Origin of the sequence: Pseudomonas sp. LG1E9, from assembly GCF_003290225.1 — a bacterium.
Classification (GTDB): domain Bacteria; phylum Pseudomonadota; class Gammaproteobacteria; order Pseudomonadales; family Pseudomonadaceae; genus Aquipseudomonas; species Aquipseudomonas cyclaminis.
In genome coordinates this window covers 4529749-4549667 of record NZ_CP029983.1, presented here as the reverse complement: position 1 = coordinate 4549667, position 19919 = coordinate 4529749, and the positions used below count along the sequence as shown (strand labels likewise).

The following is a 19919-nucleotide window of genomic DNA, read 5'->3' as shown; positions in this document are numbered from 1 at the left end:
CCAACTGGCTCCCTGGAGCGGTAATAGGCACTGCGAACAGCACGGCCCTGTGTCTGGATAAGCTAACAAAAGGCACCTGCCCTAAGATGCCGTTATTCAACGCTGCAAGGGATAATCTGCTGAATCTCGCGGGCTGGCTGTGCGACCTGACCGATTGCTTGCGTGACCCGTGCAAATTGGCTGATGCCGCCGTTGGGCTCCAGCGGCACCGGCTCGCCGAAGCGTTCGGATAAGCGGGCGGCCCAGGCGCCGGCGGTAATCAACAGTTGCTCTGCGACAAACAATTGCCCGTCGGCGACTTCGGTTTTTTCCTCGATTCGCGCCCCGAGGCGCTGGGCTTGTTGAGCAACGATGGCAGCGTCGCCCGGCGTTGGGCCGAGCAGGGCTTGGGGTTGGTGCTGCGTTCGCAGTGGGACGTCGGTGATGCCGTGGCCAGCGGCAGCCTGGTGCGCGTGTTGGCGGACTGGAGCTTTGACAGCGCACCGATCCTTCTGCTGGTGCCGTCGCGCAAGCTTCGCAGCCCGCGCGTACAGGCATTGGTGGCGTTTCTTGAGGACGCGCTGAAGGCCTGATCCGGGCCTTATTGAACGGCGTAGACCTTGCGCACATACACCGTGCTGGTCCAGGCGCACGGCGCGCCCTTGGCCACGAATACGGTATCGCCGGTATTGACCGTGACCTCGCCACCTTCGCTGTCCTGCAGCGTGACGCTGCCTTCAAGCAGGTGCATCAATTCATGCAGTTTGTGCGGGCGGCCATGGCGGGCGTAGGGGGTCGAGTCCCAGATACCGATGCGCAACTCGGTCACGGCATCGTCGAACAGATTGAGGGCACGGCACTGTGGGGTAGGGCCGATCAGGATCTGCGGTTCCGGTGCCGCAGAAGGGTTGAGCAGGGTGTACCGGTCGAGCAGGGTCAGGCCCGGACACGCGGGGGCATCGGCCCGGTCGACCGCGCAGAACGCCCAAACGCTGCCGGCGCTCGCCCGCACGGTCAAGCGTGTGCCACGGCCGATCACCGCGCTGGTGCCGACGTCCAGTTCCAGTGTCTGGTCAGCGCTGCTGAGCACCACATGCCCGGCGTGCACCACCAGGGTTTCGCTGTGGGGGAAGTCTTCAATCACGGCTTCGCCGCTAAATGGCACCAGGCCTGCGGACACGCCGTCGTCGCCTCGCCAGGCGAGCTGGCGGAGGTCGCCGAACGGGTCCGGCGCGCTCAGGGCACCCGTGTTGAAGGACGTAGCAACGCGGCTGCCGTCGGCGCGCGCCAACAGCAGGATCTGGGGAGATGACATGAGGAGTGCTCCGGTAGAAAAGTCAGCCGATGGCCTGGGTGATCAGGGCAAAGGGGTATACCCCCTGGCTGGCCTGGGGCGGCGTGCCTTTGGCCATCTGCGCGACGGTGTCGATGTTCTTCAGGCCGGCCTGTTCGAGCCAGTCGCTGAGACCGCAGACGACGGGAATGTCGATGCGTACAAAGGCGTCCGGTACCTGGGCGAGCAGGGTGGCGATCAGGTGCTTGGCCTGATCGATGGTTTCGGCGACCACCGGGCCGATGCAGCGTCCGCGCCCAAACGGTCGCAGCAGGGCGAAGCCGCGCAGCTGGCCGTCGCGCTCGATACCCACGGCGTGTTCTACCTGCAGGTCGCGCAGCACGTCACGCCGGTCCAGCCCGCTGGCGGCCTTGGCGAGCGCAAGCAGGGCAGTGTGGTCATCAGCATTCAGTGCACGACAGCTTTCGCCCTCGGCCAGGGTTGGACGCTCGGGCACTTGTACCTGACCCTGGTGTTGTTGCACGTGACCGAACTCGACAAAGCCTTGGCTGGCATACAGCGGCGCACCCGCGAGGGTCGCATTGAGCACCGGCGTGCGTGCCCCGCAAGCGGCAATGGCCTGTTCCATCAACCGGCGACCGATGCCCTGGCCCTGGTAGTCATTGCTGACGATCACCAGGCCAATGGTGGCGTAATCGCCCTGGGGGCAGGTGAACGCGCTGCCAATCAACCGCTCGCCGTCGATTACCACGAAGCCATCGCTGACCCGTTGCAACATCGCCCAGTCTTCCAGGCGGTGGGGCCATTTGAGTTGCACCGACAGGGCGTGGGCGGCTGGCAGGTCGGCCACGGTCATCGGGCGGTAGACATAAGCGGGGTGTGGCAGGGCGGACATGGCGAGCCTCCATAGAGCAGTGTGTGTGCGGTGTCAGGTTGCTTGTATCCCACCTGGGTTGGAGGCTGGCAAGGGGGCTGGAGATATTCGGTAGATTCCTTGGGCGGGGAGGGGGTTGGGCCACAGGTCGTACTTAATTCTTGTGGGGTGGCGGTAGTAAATGCCATGGGGTTCCGGTCATCGTGGTTGACGGGGCGATTCGAGATCAAAAGCAAGAGCGCGGCAGCTTTAGAGCCGACCGGGTTTTTAAGTCGAACTCGGTCCAAATGTGGGAGGGGGCTTGCCCCCGATAGCAGTGGTTCAGTTACAGATGCATCAACTGACACTCCCTCATCGGGGCATAGGTATCTACACAACTGCTTGCTCTTACGCTGTTGCTGTTGCTGTTGCTGTTGCTGTTGCTGTTGCTGTTGCTGTTGCTGTTGCTGTTGCTGTTGCTGTTGCTGTTGCTGTTGCTGTTGCTGTTGCTCTGGCTTTTGATCTTGATCTCGGGCACACCGAGCCTAAGCGAGGTGCCGAGTGTTGGGGCGAAGGCCTTTTGGTGGACTTTTGTGCCTTTACAAAAGTGACACGCCGTAAGGGCGTAACCCTAAGTAGCCGTTACCGCAGAAACGGATATGTACTCGGTCAGATCCAACATCCTGGTCGGCTGTCAGGCCGCCATCGGGGGCAAGCCCCCTCCCACATTTTGATCTCCATACATCAGGCAGATAGTTCATAGCCTGCTTTGATCTGCGCTTTTGATTGTGATCTTGATCTCAGGCGCCCGTTAAACACGCTGGCCGCACGCAGGCTTGAATTCGTGGACCACACTTTCTGCCGCCCCCAACCCCCATCCCAAAGCCCCGCACCCCGCAAAGCCCCCTAAAAGCGCACAAACACAGGCCCCGCCCAAGCCTGGCACACACCGCAAACTCTGCTGAGCCCAACCCCCAAAACGGTGGTTTGTATTGAGCACAGCCTGTTTTAGACGGCATATGCTGATTTCACAGTGGTGTAATGAACCTGTGCTGCAACGAGGCCGACGCGCCGCCAGGGCAGTGAACCCTTGTCACACTCAACGAACTTCAGGACCGCACTCATGAGCTTTCTTCGTCCCAAATTCATTACGTTCGACTGCTACGGCACGCTGACCAACTTCCATATGGGCACCATGACCCGCGAGCTGTTCGCCGATCGCATCAAACCCGAGCAGATGGACCAATTCGTCAAGGACTTCTCCGCCTACCGCCTCGACCAGGTCATGGGCGACTGGCGCCCCTATGACGAAATCCTCAAGACCGCCCTGGCCCGTACCTGCAAGCGCTGGGGCATCGACTACCGCGAAGAAGGCCAGCTCTATTACGACGCCGTACCCACCTGGGGCCCTCACGCCGATGTGCCGGCCGGTCTGTCGAAGATTGCCGACAAGATCCCCCTGGTGATTTTCTCCAATGCCAGCGACAGTCAGATCATGTCCAACGTCGACAAGCTCGGCGCGCCGTTTCACAAGGTGTTCACCGCCGAACAGGCCCAGGCCTACAAGCCACGCCTGGCGGCTTTCGAGTTCATGCTCGATAACCTCAACTGCGGTCCGGAAGACATCTTGCATGTGTCTTCGAGCTTCCGTTATGACCTGATGCCGGCCCATGACATGAAGATCAAGAACAAAGCGTTTGTTGCCCGGGGCCATGAAGTGCCGGGCAACGCGTTCTACGGCTATCAGCAGATCACCGATATCGGTGGGCTGCCGGCGCTGGTCGGCCTGTAACGCACACAAGGGGCAAGACATGGGCAGCGAATCCTATTGGCTCGACACCGCACCGGCGTTTACCGGCGCCCAGTTGGGTGACTTACCCAAGCAGGTCGATGTGGCTGTGGTCGGCGGCGGTTTCACCGGCCTTGCGGCAGCGCGGGCGTTGGCGCTCAAGGGCGCCAGCGTGGTGGTGCTGGACGCCGGACGGGTGATCGGCGAGGCCTCGGGGCGCAACGGTGGGCAGTGCAACACCGGCGTGGCCCAGGATTATGCCGGGCTGCACGCCAGCCTCGGTGCGGCCAAGGCGCGAGCCTATTACCAGGCCTACGAAAGTGCGGTGCAGAGCGTGGTATCGCTGGTCGAGCAGGAAGGAATCGCCTGTGATCTGGTGCGCAACGGCAAGCTCAAGCTGGCGGCCAAGCCTATGCATTACGAAGGCCTGGCCCGCACCTGTGAGCTGATCCGCCGCGAGGTGGATGCCGAGGTCGAGTTGCTCAATGCTGAACAGACCCGTGCTGAAGTCAGGTCGACGCAGTTCCATGGCGGCTTGCTGCAACGCAACGGCGTGCAGATGCATGTCGGTCGCTTCGGTGTCGGCTTGGCCGAAGCGGCGGCGCGGCGTGGGGCGATGATCCACGAGCACACCGAAGTCAGGGACTGGAAAGCCCAGGCCGGCGGTTATCAGGTCAACACCGCCAAGGGCTCGCTGCACGCCGGGCAAGTCCTGCTGGCGACCGGCGCCTGCCAGCACGGCGACCTGGGTTGGTACCGCCGGCGCATCGTGCCGGTAGGCAGTTTTGTCATCGCTACCGAAGTCTTGCCCCAGACGCTCATCGACCAGTTGCTGCCGCAACACCGGGCGTATGTGACCAGCCGCATGATCGGCAACTACTTTCGCCTGACCCCGGACAACCGCCTGCTGTTTGGCGGGCGTGCGCGGTTTGCGATGTCCGACAGCGTCTCCGACGCCAAGAGCGGCAAGGTGCTGCAAGCGGCGATGTTGAACATGTTCCCGCAGTTGGCGCACGTGAAGATCGACTACTGCTGGGGTGGCCTGGTGGACATGACGTCCGACCGCCTGCCCCGTGCCGGCCAGCATGGCGGCGTGTTCCATTCCATGGGCTACAGCGGCCATGGCGTGCAGATGTCGGTGCACATGGGCCAGGTGATGGCCGAGGTCATGGCCGGCAATGCCGCCGCCAACCCGTGGCGCGAACTGGAATGGCCGGCGATTCCCGGGCATTTCGGCAAGCCCTGGTTTTTGCCCTTTGTGGGCGCCTACTACCGCTTCCAGGACTATTTGCACTGAGTTGCCGTTGTTGCGTCACCGTCGTTTGCGTTTCCAGGACGCTCCGGACATCCGTGAGCACTCGATTCTTCCGATTATCGACAGGTAGCCTTGCTATGACTGACAACAAAAACACCCCCGACCTCATTTCCGGCCAGGACAGCCTGCGGATTTTCGAAGGTCTCAATCGTGGCATGTCGCGCCGCAACGCCCTGCAGATGCTCGGCGTGGCCGGTGTGGCCGCCGCCGGGGCGGCTAGCCTGTTCGGTGCCGCCGGCAAGCTGTTTGCCGATGAAGGCGCGGTGGACGGCAAGGGCAAGCCGGGCGGCAAGATCCGCGTGGCGGGTATGTCCAGTTCCACCGCCGACACCCTCGACCCGGCCAAGGGCGCGCTGTCCACCGACTACGTGCGCCATTTCATGTTCTACAACGGCCTGACCCGCTTCGATAAACACCTGGTGCCGCAACTGGAGCTGGCCGAGCGCATCGACAATGTCGACGCCACCCAGTGGACCATCACCCTGCGCAAGGACGTGACCTTCCACAACGGCAAGCCACTCACCGCCGCCGACGTGGTGTTCTCCCTGAGCCGCCAGAAAGACCCGATCACCGGTTCCAAAGTCATGGCCCTGCTGGAGCAGTTCACCGAGATCAAGGCCAGCGGGCCCAACGAAGTGCAGATCCGCCTCAGTGCACCCAACGCCGAGTTGCCGTCGATCCTCGCCGTGTCGCACCTGCTGATCGTTCCCGAAGGCACCACCGACTTCAACAAAGGCATCGGCACCGGGCCGTTCACGGTCGGCGAGTTCAAGCCGGGCGTGCGTTCGATTGCGGTGCGCAACAAGAACTACTGGAAACCGGGCCTGCCGTACCTCGACGAGATCGAATTCATCGCCATCGGCGACGAGCCGTCGCGGGTCAACGCGCTGCTGTCCGGCGACGTGCACATGATCAACGAGGTCAACCCGCGCTCCACCACGCGCATCAAGGCCAGTGCCAAACACCGCGTCGTCGATGCGCCGTCGGGCAACTACACTGACTTGATCATCCGCCAGGACCAGATGCCCGGCAAAAGCCCGGAATTCACCCAGGCCATGAAACTGCTGCTGGACCGTGAACAGGTCAAGTCCGCAGTGTTCCGTGGCTTTGCCGTGGTGGGTAATGACCAGCCGATTGCGCCGGGTTCGCGTTACTTCAACACCGACCTGCCGCAGACGGTCTACGACCCGGAAAAGGCCAAGTTCCTGCTGAAAAAAGCCGGTATGGAAAGCATCACCATGCCGCTGATGGCGTCGCCCGCCGCGACCGGTTCGGTGGACATCGCCGTGTTGTTGCAGCAATCGGCGAAACAGGCCGGGCTCAAGCTCGACGTGAACCGCCTGCCCAGCGATGGCTACTGGTCCAACCACTGGATGAAGCACCCGTTGAGCTTCGGCAACATCAACCCACGGCCCAACGCCGACGTGATGTTCTCGCAGTTCTTCCAGTCCAAGGCGCCGTGGAACGAGTCCGGCTGGCAGAACGATCAGTTCGACCAATTGCTGATGCTGGCACGCGGCGAAACCGACGACGCCAAGCGCGCCAGGATGTACGCCGACATGCAGACCCTGGTGCATGACCACGCGGGTATCGGCATCCCGGTGTTCATCAGCAACATCGATGGCGTGGACCAGCGCATCAAGGGCTACGACAGCAATCCGCTGGGCGGCTTCATGGGCTACATGTTCGCCGAGCAGGTGTGGTTGGACGCTTGAGGAGGGCGGTGCGATGAACAGCAATACACTGTGGTTGATCGGCCGGCGCCTGGGCGCCGGGGTCGTGACCTTGTTGATCGTGTCCATGGTCGTGTTCGCGATCACGGCGGTACTGCCAGGGGACGCGGCGCAACAAGCCCTGGGCCAGTTCGCCACCCCGGAACAGGTGGCGGCGCTGCGCCTGCAACTGGGGTTGGACCAGCCCGGTGTGTTGCGTTACCTGCACTGGTTGATGAGCCTGCTCACCGGCGACATGGGCGTGTCGGTCTCCAACGCCATGCCGGTGGGTGAACTGATGGCGGGTCGGGTGCCCAACACCTTGATGCTGGCGGGCGCCACGGCGCTGGTCTCGGTGCCGGTGGCACTGATACTCGGCATCGGTTCGGCGATGGGCCGGGGCGGGCGCATCGACAGTTGCCTGAGCTTCGTCACCCTGGCGATGGTCGCGGTGCCTGAATTTCTGGTGGCAACCCTGGCGGTCCTGATTTTCGCGGTCAACCTCGGTTGGCTGTCGGCACTCTCGTATGCCAGTGACATCAGCTCACCGCTGCAATTCATGCGCACCTATGCCTTGCCGGTGATGACGCTGTGCTGCGTGATCATCGCGCAAATGGCGCGCATGACCCGCGCCGCGGTGATCGACCAACTCGACAGCCCCTACGTGGAAATGGCCCGCCTCAAAGGCGTCAGTCCGATACGTATCGTGCTGCGCCATGCCTTGCCCAATGCCATCGGGCCGATTGCCAATGCCATCGCCCTGAGCCTGTCTTACCTGTTGGGCGGTGTGGTGATCGTCGAAACCATCTTTAACTACCCCGGCATCGCCAGCTTGATGGTCGATGCTGTAACCAACCGCGACATGGCGCTGGTGCAGGCGTGCACCATGTTGTTTTGCGCGGCCTACCTGGGCCTGGTGCTGCTCGCCGACCTGTGCGCGATCCTGTCCAATCCGAGGCTGAGAAACCAATGAATACGCTCATTGCGAAGTCCAAGCCCCTTTCCTCTGCCCTGGCGCTCGCCAAGGTCTCCAGTGGCCCGTCGTGGCTGGGGCTGGTGGGCGGCGTGGTGTGCGTCACCTGGCTGCTGGTGGCACTGCTGGGGCCGTGGCTTGCCCCTCATCCGGTGGGTGAGGTGGTGTCCGATAACATCTTTGAAGGCTTCAGCCTGGCGCACCCGTTCGGCACCGATTACCTGGGCCGCGACATGCTCAGCCGGGTGCTGGTGGGCGCGCGGTTCACCGTCGGGCTGGCACTGGTGGCGGCATTACTGGCCAGCACCTTGGGCACCGGGTGTGCGCTGTTGTCAGTGGTCTCGCCCAAGTGGCTGGACGAAATCATCAGCCGCATCATGGACGCCTTTATCTCGATCCCCAGCAAAATGCTGGCGTTGATCATGGTCTCGGCCTTTGGTTCATCGGTAACGCTGCTGATCTGTACGGCCGTGATCAGTTATATCCCCGGCTCGTTCCGCGTCGCCCGCAGCATGGCGGTCAACATCGAGGCCCTGGAGTATGTGCAGGTCGCGCGTACCCGTGGCGAGAGCCGGTTGTATGTGGCGTGCATGGAGATCCTGCCGAATATGCTCAACCCGGTATTGACTGACCTGGGCCTGCGTTTCGGCTACATCGTGCTGTTGCTCAGCGGCATGAGTTTCCTCGGCCTGGGCGTGCAACCGCCCGATGCCGACCTCGGCTCCCTGGTGCGGGAAAACATCGGCGGCCTCAGCCAGGGCGCGCTGGCCATCATCATTCCGGCGCTGGCCATCGGCACGCTGACCATCGGCGTGAATCTGCTGATCGACTATCTGTCGTCCCGACATAGTCGACGCTCGGGAGGCCATTGAAATGACCGAATTGATTCGCGTCGAAGACCTGCGCGTGGTCGCCTGTGGCGAGCGCGGCGAGGTGGAGATCGTCAAGGGCGTGAGCTTTGCCCTGCAAAAAGGTGAAGTGCTGGCGCTGATTGGCGAGTCCGGCTCGGGCAAGACCACCATCGCCCTGGCGTTGCTGGGGTATGCGCGGCGTGGCTGCCGGTTGTCCGGCGGAGTGGTGCAGGTCGGTGAACACGACATGCTCGCCCTCAGCGAAAAACAGCTGCAAGGCCTGCGCGGCAATCGCGTGTCCTATATCGCGCAAAGCGCGGCAGCGGCCTTTAACCCAGCGAAAAAGCTCATCGACCAAGTGGTGGAGGGCGCCCTGATCCACGGCCTCGGCACCCGCGCCGACTTGCAGGCCAAGGCCATCGGCCTGTTCCACGACCTTGCGCTGCCGGATCCCGAACACATCGGCCAGCGCTACCCGCACCAGGTCTCCGGCGGGCAACTGCAACGGGTGATGGCCGCGATGGCGCTGATCAGCGATCCGCTGCTGGTGGTGCTCGACGAGCCGACCACGGCGCTGGACGTGACCACCCAGATCGACGTGCTGCGCGCCTTCAAGCGCGTGGTGCGCGAGCGCGGCGCCACGGCGGTGTATGTGTCCCACGACCTGGCGGTGGTGGCGCAGATGGCCGACCAGATCGTGGTGCTCAACGGCGGCCAGATCCTCGAACAGAGCGCCACCGCGCCGCTGCTCCAGGCCCCGGCCCACGCCTATACCCGCAGCCTGCTGGCGGCGGCGCGGCCCGACACGACGATTCGTCCGCCTTGCGGGGTGGCTGAAGACGCGCCTTTGCTGACCATCAGCGGCCTCACCGCTGGCTACGGCAACAAGAACCTGCACGGCATGCCGGCGATCCGCGTGCTCGAAGACATCGACCTCACCGTGCGCCGTGGCCAGGCCATCGGTGTGATCGGCGAGTCGGGCTCGGGCAAGTCGACCCTGGCGCGGGTGGTCGCCGGGCTGTTGACCCCGGCCCTCGGCGGTCTGACCTTTGACGGACAACCCCTGGGCGCCAGCCTGTCCGCACGCACCCCGGAGCAATTTCGGCGGATCCAGATGGTGTTCCAGAACGCCGACACCGCGCTCAACCCGATGCACAGTGTGGCAACCATCCTCAGCCGACCGCTGAAGATGTACTTCGGCCTCAAAGGCGCCGCGTTGCAGGCGCGCATCGGCGAACTGCTCGACCTGGTGCGCCTGCCGCGGGACCTGGCCGAGCGGCGCCCCAACGAACTGTCCGGCGGGCAAAAACAGCGGGTCAACCTGGCCCGGGCGCTGGCGGCCAAACCGGATCTGATCCTGTGCGATGAAGTCACCTCGGCCCTCGACACCGTGGTCGGCGCGGCGATCCTCGAACTGCTGCGCGACCTGCGCCAGCAACTGGGCGTGTCCTACCTGTTTATCAGCCACGACATCTCCACCGTGCGGGCGCTGTGCGACGACATTGTGGTGATGTACAGCGGCCATAAAGTGCAGGCCGGCAGCCGCCAGTCGTTTGCCGAGGCACCGTTCCATCCCTACACCGACCTGTTGATCCACTCGGTGCCCGAGTTGCGCCAGGGTTGGCTGGAAAACTGTGGCACGACGTGCAGCGAGCTGCCGCCGATCGGCGCGCGGGCCAATGTGCCGGAACTGTGTACCTTCCTCAACCGCTGCCCGGTGCGGATCGACGGCCTGTGCAACCGCACCGCGCCGAACCGTCGCCACCTTGACAACGGCAGTGAAATCCTCTGCCACCATGACAGCGCCCACTTGCTGAACACCCAGCAGGGCGTCACGACCATGACCTTGGGAGCTTATGCATGAACGGGCGTTTTGTGAGGCTGGCCGAACAGGGCCGGCCGACGGTCAGCCTGACCGTGGATGGTGCACCTATCGAAGCGTTGCAGGGCGATACTCTGATGGTCGCGCTGCTGACCCGGGGCACGGCCTTGCGCCAGTCCGAATTCGACAGCGGCCGCCGCGCCGGTTTCTGCCTGATGGGCGCCTGCCAGGACTGCTGGGTGTGGACCCGCTCGGGCGAACGTCTGCGTGCCTGTTCCAATGAAGTCCGTGACGGGCTGGACATTGTCACCACACAACCGGAGGCGACATGGCCACTGCACGGGTAGTCATTGTGGGTGCCGGACCTGCCGGCGTGCGTTGCGCCGAAACCCTGCTGGCCGCCGGTATCCGCCCGATTGTCATTGATGAAAACCGCCGCGACGGCGGGCAGATCTACCGTCGCCAGCCCCAGGGCTTCACCCGCGACTACGCCACCTTGTACGGCAGCGAAGCGGCCAAGGCGCAGGACCTGCACCAGAGTTTCGACCGCCTGCGCGACGCCATCGACTACCGCCCCGACACCCTGGTGTGGAACCTCACGCCGGGGCAATTGTGCTGCGTCAGCCAGGGCCGCCACAGCACCGTGGACTACGACGCGCTGATCCTCTGCACCGGCGCCACCGACCGCTTGATGCCTATCGACGGCTGGCAACTGGCGGGCACCTACAGCCTCGGCGGCGCGCAGATCGCGCTGAAAAACCAGGCCGTGTCCATCGGTCACCGCGTGCTGTTCATGGGCAGCGGGCCGCTGCTGTATCTGGTGGCAAGCCAGTACGTGAAAGCCGGTGCCACGGTGGCGGCGGTGCTGGATACCGCGCCGATAAGCCTGCGGATCAAGGCCTTGCCCAAGCTGCTGGCGCGGCCGGGATTGCTGTTCACCGGGATCAAATTGTTGGCGCAACTGTATCGGGCCAAGGTCGCGGTGCACGTGGGAATCAAGCCGCTGCAGGTGCTGGGCGATGCCGCCAATGGCGTGATGGGCGTGCGCTTCAGCACCGGTAACGGGCGGACCGAAACCGTGCAGGCCGATGCCGTGGCGCTGGGGTATCACCTGCGCCCGGAAACCCAGTTGGGCGACCTGGCCGGCTGCGCCATGGCTTTTGATCAGGCGTCGAGCCAGTGGTGGCTGGCCACCGACGCCGCCGGGCGCACCTCGGTGAAAGGCGTGTATGCGGCCGGCGACGGCTCGAAAATCCGTGGCGCCGACGCCGCCGAGCACGCCGGACGCCTGGTGGCGTTGGCGCTGTTGGAGGATTTACAGCAACCGGTGGATAAGGTGCTGCGTGAGCAACAACAGCAGGCCCTGGCGGTGATGGATCAATTCCGTCTCGGCCTGGCCCAGGCGTTCCCGTGGCCCAGCGAACAGGCCAAGGCACTGCCGGACAGCGCCATTGTGTGCCGCTGCGAAATGATCAGCGCCGGAGAGTTGCGGCGTACCGTGAACGAAAAGGGCGCCTGCGAAGTCAACCGTGCCAAGGCCTTTAGCCGGGTCGGCATGGGCCGCTGCCAGGGCCGTTATTGCTCCCAGGCGGGCGCCGAAGTGATCGCGGCAGCGGCGGGCGTGCAGGTGCAGGACGTCGGCCGCCAGCGCGGCCAGGCGCCGGTCAAACCGCTGTCGATGCTGATCACCGAGGAGGTATCGCTATGAGTGTGCAAAAAGCCGATGTGGTGATTGTCGGCGGCGGCCTGATGGGCTCGGCGACCGCGTTTTTCCTGCGCCGTCGCGGGCAGTCGGTGATCCTGCTGGAGCGCGACCAGATCGGCCAGTACGCCAGTGGCGTCAACTTCGGCAACGTGCGCCGCCAAGGGCGTTTCCTCGGGCAACTGGCCTTGGCCAACCGCTCCTGGGCGCTGTGGAAACGCCTGCCGGAACTGATCGACGATGACTTGGAATTCATTCCCAGCGGGCATATGCGCGTGTGTTATCGCGAAGACGAAATCGCCGAGCTGCAAGCCTATGCCGCCGCGCCGGAAGCTGAACAACTGGACCTGAAGATCTATCGCGGCGCCGAGTTGCGTCAGCGCTTCGGTTTCCTGGGCCCGGACGTGAAGGGCGGCTCCTACGCGCCCCACGACGGCCATGCCAACCCGCGCCTGGCGGCACCGGCCTTTGCCCGCGCTGCCATTCGCCTGGGCGCCCGGATTGAAGAGCGCACCGAAGTCGCCGAGGTGCAAAAACTCGGCGCAGATTTCCATATCACCACCACCGACGGCCGCCAGTTCCAGGCCGCGCAACTGCTGATCACGGCCGGCGCCTGGGGCCAGAAACTCTCGGCGCAGTTCGGCGAACCGGTGCCCCTGGACACCCACGGCCCGCAGATGGCGGTGACCGAACCGGTGCCCTACGCCTTGCCCACAGTGATCGGCGTGTACACCAAGATCCCCGAGGAAGTGATCTACTTCCGCCAGATCCCACGCGGCAATATCGTCATCGGCGGTGGTTATCGCAGCAAACCGGACATGCAAAACCGCCGCGCCTATGTGGAGCCGCGCAGTATCCTCAACCAGATCAGCCAGATGCGCCGCTTGCTGCCGGGCGTTGGCAACCTGAATATCATCCGCGTGTGGAGCGGCATCGAAGGCTACCTGCCGGACTCGCTGCCGGTGATGGGCCCCAGCGGCACCGTCGACGGGCTGTTCTATGCTTTTGGTTTTTGCGGCCATGGCTTCCAGCTCGGCCCCGGCGTCGGTGATGTGATGGCCGAACTGCTCGCCACCGGCAGTACCAGCACGCCGATTGCGCCGTTTTCCATCAGCCGTTTTGCCTTACCTGCCGAACAACGGAGCCAGGCCTCATGAAACCCCGCGTACTGGACATCCTGAAAACACTCATGGCCTTCGACACGGTGTCGTCCGAGTCGAACATGGCCCTCATCGAGTATGTGCGCGACCTGCTGCTGACCAAAGGCATCGAGTCGCTGATCGTCAAGGACGAGAGCGGCAAGAAGGCCAACCTGTTTGCCAGCACCGGGCCCAAGAACCAGCCTGGCGTGTTGCTCTCCGGGCACACCGACGTGGTGCCGGCGGCGGGGCAGGCGTGGACCTTTCCCGCGTTCGCCGCCACCGTGCAGGACGGGCGCATCTACGGGCGCGGCAGTTGTGACATGAAGGGTTTTATCGCGCTGGCCATCGACGCCATGCTCGACGCTGCCGAGCATCCCTTGAACCGCCCGCTGCAACTGGCCTTGTCCCATGACGAGGAGATCGGCTGCGTCGGCGTGCGGCGCTTGCTCGATGTGCTGCATCTGGCGCCGGTGCGACCGTTTCTGTGTGTGATCGGCGAGCCGACCAATATGCAGTTCGTGCTCGGGCACAAGGGCAAGGGGTCCTACCGCACCTACTGCCGTGGCCTGGAGGCGCATTCGTCGCTGGCGCCGCGTTCGGTCAATGCCATCCATGTGGCCTGCGACTTTATCGCCGCCCTGCGCGACAGCCAGCAGCAACTGCAACGCCATGGCGCCCAGGATACCGACTACGACGTGCCCTACAGCACCGTGCACGTGGGACAGATCGTCGGCGGTAAAGCGCTGAATATCGTGCCTAACCTGTGCACTCTGGATTTCGAAGTGCGCAACTTGCCCGCCGATGACCTGGATCAGTTTCTGGAGCAGATGCGCGAGCGCGCCGAAGTCATCGTGCGGGAGGCGCAGAAGCTGTCCAGCGTGGCGGCCATCGAGATTGAAACCGTCAACGTCTACCCAGGCCTGGATACCCACCCGAGTGTCGAAGCGGTGCGTTTTCTCAAGCAATTCGCCGCGCCGGACACCGGCACGTCCAAGGTCTCGTTCGGCACCGAGGGCGGCCTGTTCAAGCAGCGCCTGGACGTGCCGGTGGTGGTCTGCGGGCCGGGCTCCATCGAGCAGGCGCACAAGCCCGATGAGTTTATCGAGATCAGCCAGATGAACGCCGGCGAGCGCTTTCTGCAAGGTTTGCTCGGCTCGTTGAAGGCCTAGCAGAGCCTGCCGTCCTGGGCGTAATTTCAGCACGGCACGCTGCTGTATCCGCGCTTTCGGCATCCTCGCCCGTGGCACCTCCCTAGACTGGAGCGTGTCTCGGATCAGGATCTCGACCATGCTCACCACCCGCTTGCAAGACCCCAGCCTGTTGGCTGAACTCGCCTATGTGGACGGCCAGTGGATCGCCGCCGACAGCGGTGCCACCCTGGACATCCACGACCCCGCCACCGGCCACCTGCTGGCACGGGTGCCCGCCATGGACGCGGTGGACACCCACCGCGCCATCGCCGCCGCCGAACGGGCCTGGCCCGCCTGGCGCGCACGCCCGGCCGCCGAACGGGCGGCGCTGCTGGAGCGCTGGTACCAGGCGATGCTCGACAACCTCGACGACCTTGCGCTGATCATGACCTGGGAACAGGGCAAGCCGCTCAACGAAGCCAAGGGCGAAGTGCGCTACGGCGCCGGGTTCGTCAAATGGTTCGCCGAGGAAGCGCGCCGGGTCTACGGCGAAACCATGCCGGCGCCCGGCGGCGATCGCCGTCTGTTGACGTTGAAGCAACCGGTGGGCGTGTGCGCCGCCATCACCCCATGGAATTTCCCCAACGCGATGATCACCCGCAAGTGCGCCCCGGCGTTGGCCGCCGGGTGCCCGATCATCGTTAAACCCTCGGACCTCACACCGCTGTCGGCCCTGGCCCTGGCGGTACTGGCCGAGCGCGTGGGCATCCCCGCTGGCGTCTTCAATGTGATCACCGGGCTGCCCGCCGGCATCGGCGAGGCCCTGACCGGCAGCCCGGTGGTGCGCAAGATTTCCTTCACCGGCTCCACCGCTGTCGGCCGCTTGCTGATGCGCCAGAGCGCCGAGCACATCAAGCGCCTGAGCCTGGAACTGGGCGGCAACGCACCCTTTGTGGTGTTCGATGACGCCGACCTGGAACAGGCGGTTGCCGGGGTGATGATCAGCAAATTCCGCAACGCCGGGCAAACCTGCGTGTGCGCCAACCGCATCCTGGTGCAGGACGGTATCTACGCGCGTTTCGCCGCGCGTCTGGTGGAAGAGGTAAGCAAGCTCAAAGTCGGCAATGGGCTGGAAGACGGCGTGACCATCGGCCCGTTGATCAACCCGGCGGCGGTGAACAAAGTGGCGCGGCACATCGACGATGCCCTGAGCCAGGGCGCGACCCTGCTGTGCGGCGCGATCCCCACGGGCGACAGCCAGTTCGTGCAACCCACGGTACTCGGCAACTGCCACGCCGAGATGCTGCTGGCCAATGAAGAAACCTTCGGCCCGGTGGCGCCGCTGATGCGCTTTACCGACGAGGCCGAGGCGCTGGCCCTGGCGAATGCCACGCCCTATGGCCTTGGCGCCTACTATTTCACCCAGGACATGCAGCGCTCGTGGCGGTTCGGTGAGGCACTGGAGTTCGGCATGGTCGGGCTCAACACCGGGATCATTTCCATGGAAGTTGCGCCGTTCGGCGGCATCAAACAGTCGGGGCTGGGGCGTGAAGGCAGCAAATACGGGCTGGATGAGTACCTTGAGGTCAAGGCTTTCCACATTGGCGGGTTGAACTGAAAGGGGTATGCAGCATGACTAAAGCATTCAGAATCGCCGCGATTGCCGGCGACGGGATTGGCAAGGAAGTGTTGCCCGAAGGGCTGCGGGTATTGGAGCAAGCCGCCAGAATCTGGGACTTGAACCTGAGCATCGACGTGCTCGACTGGGCCCACTGTGATTACTACCTGGAACACGGGCAGATGATGCCCGATGACTGGTTCGAACAGCTCAAGGGCTTCGATGCGATCTACTTCGGCGCGGTGGGCTGGCCGGATAAAGTCCCGGACCACATCTCGCTATGGGGCTCGCTGCTCAAGTTCCGCCGCGACTTCGACCAGTACGTCAACATCCGCCCGGTGCGGCTGTTCCCCGGCGTGCCATGCCCGCTGGCCGGGCGTGAACCGGGGGACATCGACTTCGTGGTGATCCGTGAGAACACCGAGGGCGAGTATTCGTCGGTGGGCGGCAAGATGTTTGAAGGCACCGACCATGAGTTCGTACTGCAGGAATCGGTGTTCACCCGGCGCGGTGTGGACCGCATCCTCAAGTTCGCCTTCGACCTGGCCCAGACCCGCCCGCGTAAAAAACTGACGGCGGCGACCAAGTCCAACGGGATTTCCATCAGCATGCCGTATTGGGACGAACGCACGGCGTTGATGGCGGCGAACTATCCCGAGGTGAGCTGGGACAAGCAGCACATCGATATTCTGTGTGCGCGGTTTGTGCTGCAGCCGGACCGGTTTGATGTGGTAGTGGCGTCGAATCTGTTTGGCGACATCCTGTCCGATTTGGGCCCCGCGTGTGCGGGGACGATTGGCATCGCGCCGTCGGCGAACCTGGATCCGGAGCGCCGGTTTCCGTCGTTGTTCGAGCCGGTGCATGGTTCGGCGCCGGATATCTATGGGCAGGGCATTGCGAATCCGATTGCGATGATCTGGTCGGGGGCGTTGATGCTGGATTTTCTGGGGAATGGCGATGCGCGGTACCGGGCGGCGCATGATGGGATTTTGCGGGCGATCGAAGAGGTGATTGCTTCCGGGGTGGTTACGCCGGATCTGGGGGGCGTTGGCTCGACTCGGGAGGTTGGGGTTGCGATTGCCGGGGGGCTGGTTGAATGAATACATATCCGTTGTTTGGGTAACGGCCAACCCGGCGTCCTCGGTTAAAAATGTGGGAGGGGGCAAGCCCCCTCCCACATTTGAATCTCCATTTTCAGGAAGATGTGATTCGGCTCTGGCTTGTGATCTGCTTTTGATTCTGACCTCAGGCGCCCCGTCAAAAAACACGCTGGCCGCTACCTAAATAACGGATCAATACCCCCGTACCCGATCCACCTCACCCAGCATATCCTGCCCCCGTTGATGACGCCGAATATCCTCCAGCAACCCCCAAAACGCACTCGCCGGCTGGGTCATCGCCGCAATATGCGGCGTCAGCACAATCTGCGGATGATCCCAGAACGGATGCTCGGCCGGCGCCGGTTCCTCTTGCAGCACATCCAGCACCGCACCACTCAATTGCCCACTCCCCAGCGCCTCCAGCAAATCCGCTTCGACCAGATGCCCTCCACGGCCCATGTTGATCAGCGCCGCACCTCGGGGTAGTTGCTCAAACAGGCGGCGATCCAGAATCCCTCGGGTCTGCTCCGTCAATGGCAGCACACACAACAAAATATCGCACTGGCCCAGAAACGCCGGCAACTGCGCCTCGCCCGCATAACATTCCACACCCGCCAGTTGATGAACGCTGCGCGCCCACCCCGACAGCGCAAACCCCAGTGGCGCCAACGTCGCCAGAATCTGCTGCGCCTGCGCCCCCAGCCCCATCACCCCCACGCGCCGGTTCGCCGCCGGCTGCAACAGGTGCCCCTGCCAGCAACGCGCAACCTGCTGCTGACGGTAACGCAGCATGTCCCGGTGCACACTGAGCACCGCCCAGCTGGCGTATTCGCACATGCCACGGGTGATACCCGGATCCAGCAGGCGCACCACCGGGAGTTCCGGCGGCAGGCGGGACAGGTCGAGTTGATCGACCCCGGCCGACAACGCAAACAACACCTTCAGGTTGGGCAGCAATTGCGCCACATCGTCCGGCGCTTGCCAGGCAGCGAGGTATTCGATGTCTGCGGGGTTGCCGATGTCGGGCCAGGCGCGCCACTCGATGTCGGGGGCGTGTTCGGCGAACAGTGCCTGCCAGTGTTTGCCGCGCACCGGGTCGGCTTTGTAGAGCAAGGCCATGGGGAGTTCCTGCTGGATAAAGGAGACGCTCATGATCGCCCAAAGCCCGGCGCAGGATCTGTTGAAAGGCCAGGGCAAAACAGTGGATCCGCATTTCTCACGGGCCAAGTTCGGCGTAGTTGGTTGCCCGCACGCCGTACTCTGAACAGCATCGCAATCACCTTCCGGTTGCCGCACTCACGATGGGAAAAGCCATGAACAGCAAAGTCGACGAAACCCCTCATTTGCTCCGTCAGCGCGAGCAATTCGTGCCCCGTGGGCTGGTTACCGCGCACCCGCTGGTGATCGACCGCGCCCAGGGCGCCGAGTTGTGGGACGTGGATGGCAAGCGCTATCTGGATTTCGTCGGTGGCATCGGCGTGCTCAACATCGGGCATAACCACCCCAAGGTGGTGGAGGCGGTGCAGGCGCAGTTGCAGAAAGTCTCCCACGCGTGTTTTCAGGTGGTGGCGTACAAGCCTTATCTCGACCTGGCCCAGCGCCTGTGCGAAATGATCGGTGGGCAGGAGGCCTATAAGGCGGCGTTTTTCACCTCCGGCGCCGAAGCGGTGGAAAACGCGGTGAAGATCGCCCGCGCCCATACCAATCGCTCGGCGGTGATTGCCTTTCGTGGCGGTTTCCACGGCCGCACGTTGCTGGGCACTACGCTCACCGGCATGAGCCAACCTTACAAGCAGAACTTCGGGCCGTTCGCGCCGGAGGTGTTCCACACGCCGTACCCGAATGCCTATCGCGGCGTGACCAGCGAGCTGGCGCTCAACGCCCTGCACGAGTTGCTCGCCACCCAGGTGGCGCCGGAGCGCGTCGCGGCGATCATTATCGAACCGGTGCAGGGCGATGGCGGCTTCCTCACCGCGCCGCCCGAGTTTCTCCAGGCCTTGCGCGCACTGGCCGACAAGCACGGCATTGTGCTGATCCTGGATGAGATCCAGACCGGTTTCGGCCGCACCGGCAGTTGGTTCGGTTTCCAGCACGCCGGTATCCAGCCGGACCTGGTCACCGTGGCCAAGAGCCTGGCCGGTGGCTTGCCGTTGTCCGGCGTGGTCGGCAAGGCGCAGATCATGGACGCACCGCTGCCCGGCGGGCTGGGCGGCACTTACGGCGGCAACGCCCTGGCCTGTGCGGCGGCATTGGCGGTGATCGATGCCTTCGAGCACGAGCAATTACTGGCCCGCAGCCAAGTGTTGGGTGAACGCCTGCGCCAGGGCCTGCTTGGTTTGCAGGCGCGCTACCCGCGCATCGGCGACGTACGCGGCACCGGTTTTATGCTGGCAATGGAGTTGATCAAGGATGACCCGGCGCGCACCCCGGATGCCGACCTCAACCAGCGCGTGATCGATGAAGCCCGCGCCGGTGGTTTGCTGGTGATCAAATGCGGTGTGTACCGCAACGTACTGCGCTTCCTCGCGCCGTTGGTGGCCACCGAGGCCCAGGTCGACGAAGCCCTGGAAATCCTCGACGGCGCGTTGGCACGGGTCTTGAACTGAGCCTGTGCCTGTTCAGGGTGAACTGCATCATTG

17 protein-coding genes and 2 pseudogenes are annotated in these 19919 nt (G+C 63.8%); 14 read left to right on the top strand and 5 right to left on the bottom strand.

Going from position 1 to position 19919, the window contains the following annotated elements; all coding sequences use genetic code 11:
• Positions 1-188: 188 nt before the first annotated feature.
• Positions 189-359: pseudogene (locus tag DNK50_RS20650) on the bottom strand (sarcosine oxidase subunit beta); the annotation flags it as partial.
• Between DNK50_RS20650 and DNK50_RS20645 the strand changes: the two are divergent.
• A pseudogene (locus DNK50_RS20645) lies at positions 339-572 on the top strand (LysR substrate-binding domain-containing protein); the annotation flags it as partial. The pseudogenes DNK50_RS20650 and DNK50_RS20645 sit on opposite strands and share 21 nt — an antisense overlap.
• A gap of 8 nt (positions 573-580) precedes the next feature.
• On the opposite strand, the gene DNK50_RS20640 reads toward DNK50_RS20645, so the two are convergent.
• The 3 genes from DNK50_RS20640 to DNK50_RS28840 form a co-directional block, all read right to left on the bottom strand.
• Entirely contained in the window at positions 581-1294 is a 714-nt protein-coding gene (locus DNK50_RS20640) for a cupin domain-containing protein (protein WP_112196066.1), read from the bottom strand.
• Positions 1295-1316: 22 nt separating this feature from the next.
• Positions 1317-2168 (bottom strand): GNAT family N-acetyltransferase, encoded by an 852-nt coding sequence (locus DNK50_RS20635; protein ID WP_112196065.1) that lies wholly within the window; start codon positions 2166-2168, stop codon positions 1317-1319.
• Between the two features lie 304 nt (positions 2169-2472).
• On the bottom strand, positions 2473-2664 hold the full coding sequence (locus DNK50_RS28840; RefSeq protein WP_162633355.1) for a hypothetical protein: 192 nt from the start codon (positions 2662-2664) through the stop codon (positions 2473-2475).
• Between the two features lie 585 nt (positions 2665-3249).
• Between DNK50_RS28840 and DNK50_RS20625 the strand changes: the two genes are divergently transcribed.
• From DNK50_RS20625 to DNK50_RS20570, 12 genes are all read left to right on the top strand, one after another.
• The gene (locus tag DNK50_RS20625; RefSeq protein ID WP_099586560.1) at positions 3250-3918 is read left to right on the top strand and encodes a haloacid dehalogenase type II; all 669 of its coding nucleotides are present in this window, start codon (positions 3250-3252) and stop codon (positions 3916-3918) included.
• A 19-nt stretch (positions 3919-3937) separates the two neighbouring features.
• Positions 3938-5212 (top strand): FAD-binding oxidoreductase, encoded by a 1275-nt coding sequence (locus DNK50_RS20620; RefSeq protein WP_112196063.1) that lies wholly within the window; start codon positions 3938-3940, stop codon positions 5210-5212.
• A gap of 95 nt (positions 5213-5307) precedes the next feature.
• The gene (locus tag DNK50_RS20615; RefSeq protein WP_112196062.1) at positions 5308-6945 is read left to right on the top strand and encodes an ABC transporter substrate-binding protein; all 1638 of its coding nucleotides are present in this window, start codon (positions 5308-5310) and stop codon (positions 6943-6945) included.
• A gap of 13 nt (positions 6946-6958) precedes the next feature.
• Entirely contained in the window at positions 6959-7915 is a 957-nt protein-coding gene (locus DNK50_RS20610) for an ABC transporter permease (protein ID WP_099586563.1), read from the top strand.
• Positions 7912-8787: an ABC transporter permease gene (locus DNK50_RS20605; RefSeq protein ID WP_112196061.1), complete on the top strand. Its 876-nt coding sequence runs from the start codon at positions 7912-7914 to the stop codon at positions 8785-8787. Before DNK50_RS20610 ends, DNK50_RS20605 begins: the two co-directional genes overlap by 4 nt.
• A 1-nt stretch (position 8788) precedes the next feature.
• On the top strand, positions 8789-10630 hold the full coding sequence (locus DNK50_RS20600; protein ID WP_099586565.1) for an ABC transporter ATP-binding protein: 1842 nt from the start codon (positions 8789-8791) through the stop codon (positions 10628-10630).
• Complete coding sequence (locus DNK50_RS20595; RefSeq protein WP_099586566.1) at positions 10627-10935, top strand: (2Fe-2S)-binding protein; 309 nt, start codon at positions 10627-10629, stop codon at positions 10933-10935. The genes DNK50_RS20600 and DNK50_RS20595 overlap by 4 nt, the downstream gene beginning before the upstream one ends.
• Positions 10917-12296 (top strand): NAD(P)/FAD-dependent oxidoreductase, encoded by a 1380-nt coding sequence (locus tag DNK50_RS20590; RefSeq protein WP_112196060.1) that lies wholly within the window; start codon positions 10917-10919, stop codon positions 12294-12296. Before DNK50_RS20595 ends, DNK50_RS20590 begins: the two co-directional genes overlap by 19 nt.
• Positions 12293-13447, top strand: a complete 1155-nt coding sequence (locus DNK50_RS20585; RefSeq protein WP_112196059.1) for an FAD-binding oxidoreductase — start codon at positions 12293-12295, stop codon at positions 13445-13447. The genes DNK50_RS20590 and DNK50_RS20585 overlap by 4 nt, the downstream gene beginning before the upstream one ends.
• The gene (gene argE / locus DNK50_RS20580; RefSeq protein WP_112196058.1) at positions 13444-14601 is read left to right on the top strand and encodes an acetylornithine deacetylase; all 1158 of its coding nucleotides are present in this window, start codon (positions 13444-13446) and stop codon (positions 14599-14601) included. Before DNK50_RS20585 ends, argE begins: the two co-directional genes overlap by 4 nt.
• Before the next feature lie 118 nt (positions 14602-14719).
• Positions 14720-16180, top strand: a complete 1461-nt coding sequence (locus DNK50_RS20575; RefSeq protein ID WP_112196057.1) for an NAD-dependent succinate-semialdehyde dehydrogenase — start codon at positions 14720-14722, stop codon at positions 16178-16180.
• A gap of 14 nt (positions 16181-16194) precedes the next feature.
• Positions 16195-17280 carry a tartrate dehydrogenase gene (locus DNK50_RS20570; RefSeq protein WP_099586571.1) on the top strand — a complete coding sequence of 362 codons (1086 nt, stop codon included), beginning with the start codon at positions 16195-16197 and terminating at the stop codon, positions 17278-17280.
• Positions 17281-17472: 192 nt separating this feature from the next.
• Here the strand turns inward: DNK50_RS20570 and DNK50_RS20565 are convergent, their stop codons facing one another.
• Positions 17473-18399, bottom strand: coding sequence for a glyoxylate/hydroxypyruvate reductase A (locus tag DNK50_RS20565; RefSeq protein WP_112196056.1), 927 nt, complete (start codon positions 18397-18399; stop codon positions 17473-17475).
• A gap of 194 nt (positions 18400-18593) precedes the next feature.
• On the opposite strand from DNK50_RS20565, the gene gabT reads away from it, so the two are divergent.
• Complete coding sequence (gene gabT, locus DNK50_RS20560; RefSeq protein WP_112196055.1) at positions 18594-19886, top strand: 4-aminobutyrate--2-oxoglutarate transaminase; 1293 nt, start codon at positions 18594-18596, stop codon at positions 19884-19886.
• The last annotated feature ends 33 nt before the right edge of the window (positions 19887-19919 follow it).

What these genes read in the sequence shown, in the direction of transcription:
- DNK50_RS20640 (WP_112196066.1), bottom strand. Translation starts at nt 1,294, where the DNA reads ATGTCATCTCCCCAGATCCTGCTGTTGGCGCGCGCCGACGGCAGCCGC.
- DNK50_RS20635 (WP_112196065.1), bottom strand. Translation starts at nt 2,168, where the DNA reads ATGTCCGCCCTGCCACACCCCGCTTATGTCTACCGCCCGATGACCGTG.
- DNK50_RS20625 (WP_099586560.1), top strand. Translation starts at nt 3,250, where the DNA reads ATGAGCTTTCTTCGTCCCAAATTCATTACGTTCGACTGCTACGGCACG.
- DNK50_RS20620 (WP_112196063.1), top strand. Translation starts at nt 3,938, where the DNA reads ATGGGCAGCGAATCCTATTGGCTCGACACCGCACCGGCGTTTACCGGC.
- DNK50_RS20615 (WP_112196062.1), top strand. Translation starts at nt 5,308, where the DNA reads ATGACTGACAACAAAAACACCCCCGACCTCATTTCCGGCCAGGACAGC.
- DNK50_RS20610 (WP_099586563.1), top strand. Translation starts at nt 6,959, where the DNA reads ATGAACAGCAATACACTGTGGTTGATCGGCCGGCGCCTGGGCGCCGGG.
- DNK50_RS20605 (WP_112196061.1), top strand. Translation starts at nt 7,912, where the DNA reads ATGAATACGCTCATTGCGAAGTCCAAGCCCCTTTCCTCTGCCCTGGCG.
- DNK50_RS20600 (WP_099586565.1), top strand. Translation starts at nt 8,789, where the DNA reads ATGACCGAATTGATTCGCGTCGAAGACCTGCGCGTGGTCGCCTGTGGC.
- DNK50_RS20595 (WP_099586566.1), top strand. Translation starts at nt 10,627, where the DNA reads ATGAACGGGCGTTTTGTGAGGCTGGCCGAACAGGGCCGGCCGACGGTC.
- DNK50_RS20590 (WP_112196060.1), top strand. Translation starts at nt 10,917, where the DNA reads ATGGCCACTGCACGGGTAGTCATTGTGGGTGCCGGACCTGCCGGCGTG.
- DNK50_RS20585 (WP_112196059.1), top strand. Translation starts at nt 12,293, where the DNA reads ATGAGTGTGCAAAAAGCCGATGTGGTGATTGTCGGCGGCGGCCTGATG.
- argE (WP_112196058.1), top strand. Translation starts at nt 13,444, where the DNA reads ATGAAACCCCGCGTACTGGACATCCTGAAAACACTCATGGCCTTCGAC.
- DNK50_RS20575 (WP_112196057.1), top strand. Translation starts at nt 14,720, where the DNA reads ATGCTCACCACCCGCTTGCAAGACCCCAGCCTGTTGGCTGAACTCGCC.
- DNK50_RS20570 (WP_099586571.1), top strand. Translation starts at nt 16,195, where the DNA reads ATGACTAAAGCATTCAGAATCGCCGCGATTGCCGGCGACGGGATTGGC.
- DNK50_RS20565 (WP_112196056.1), bottom strand. Translation starts at nt 18,399, where the DNA reads ATGGCCTTGCTCTACAAAGCCGACCCGGTGCGCGGCAAACACTGGCAG.
- gabT (WP_112196055.1), top strand. Translation starts at nt 18,594, where the DNA reads ATGAACAGCAAAGTCGACGAAACCCCTCATTTGCTCCGTCAGCGCGAG.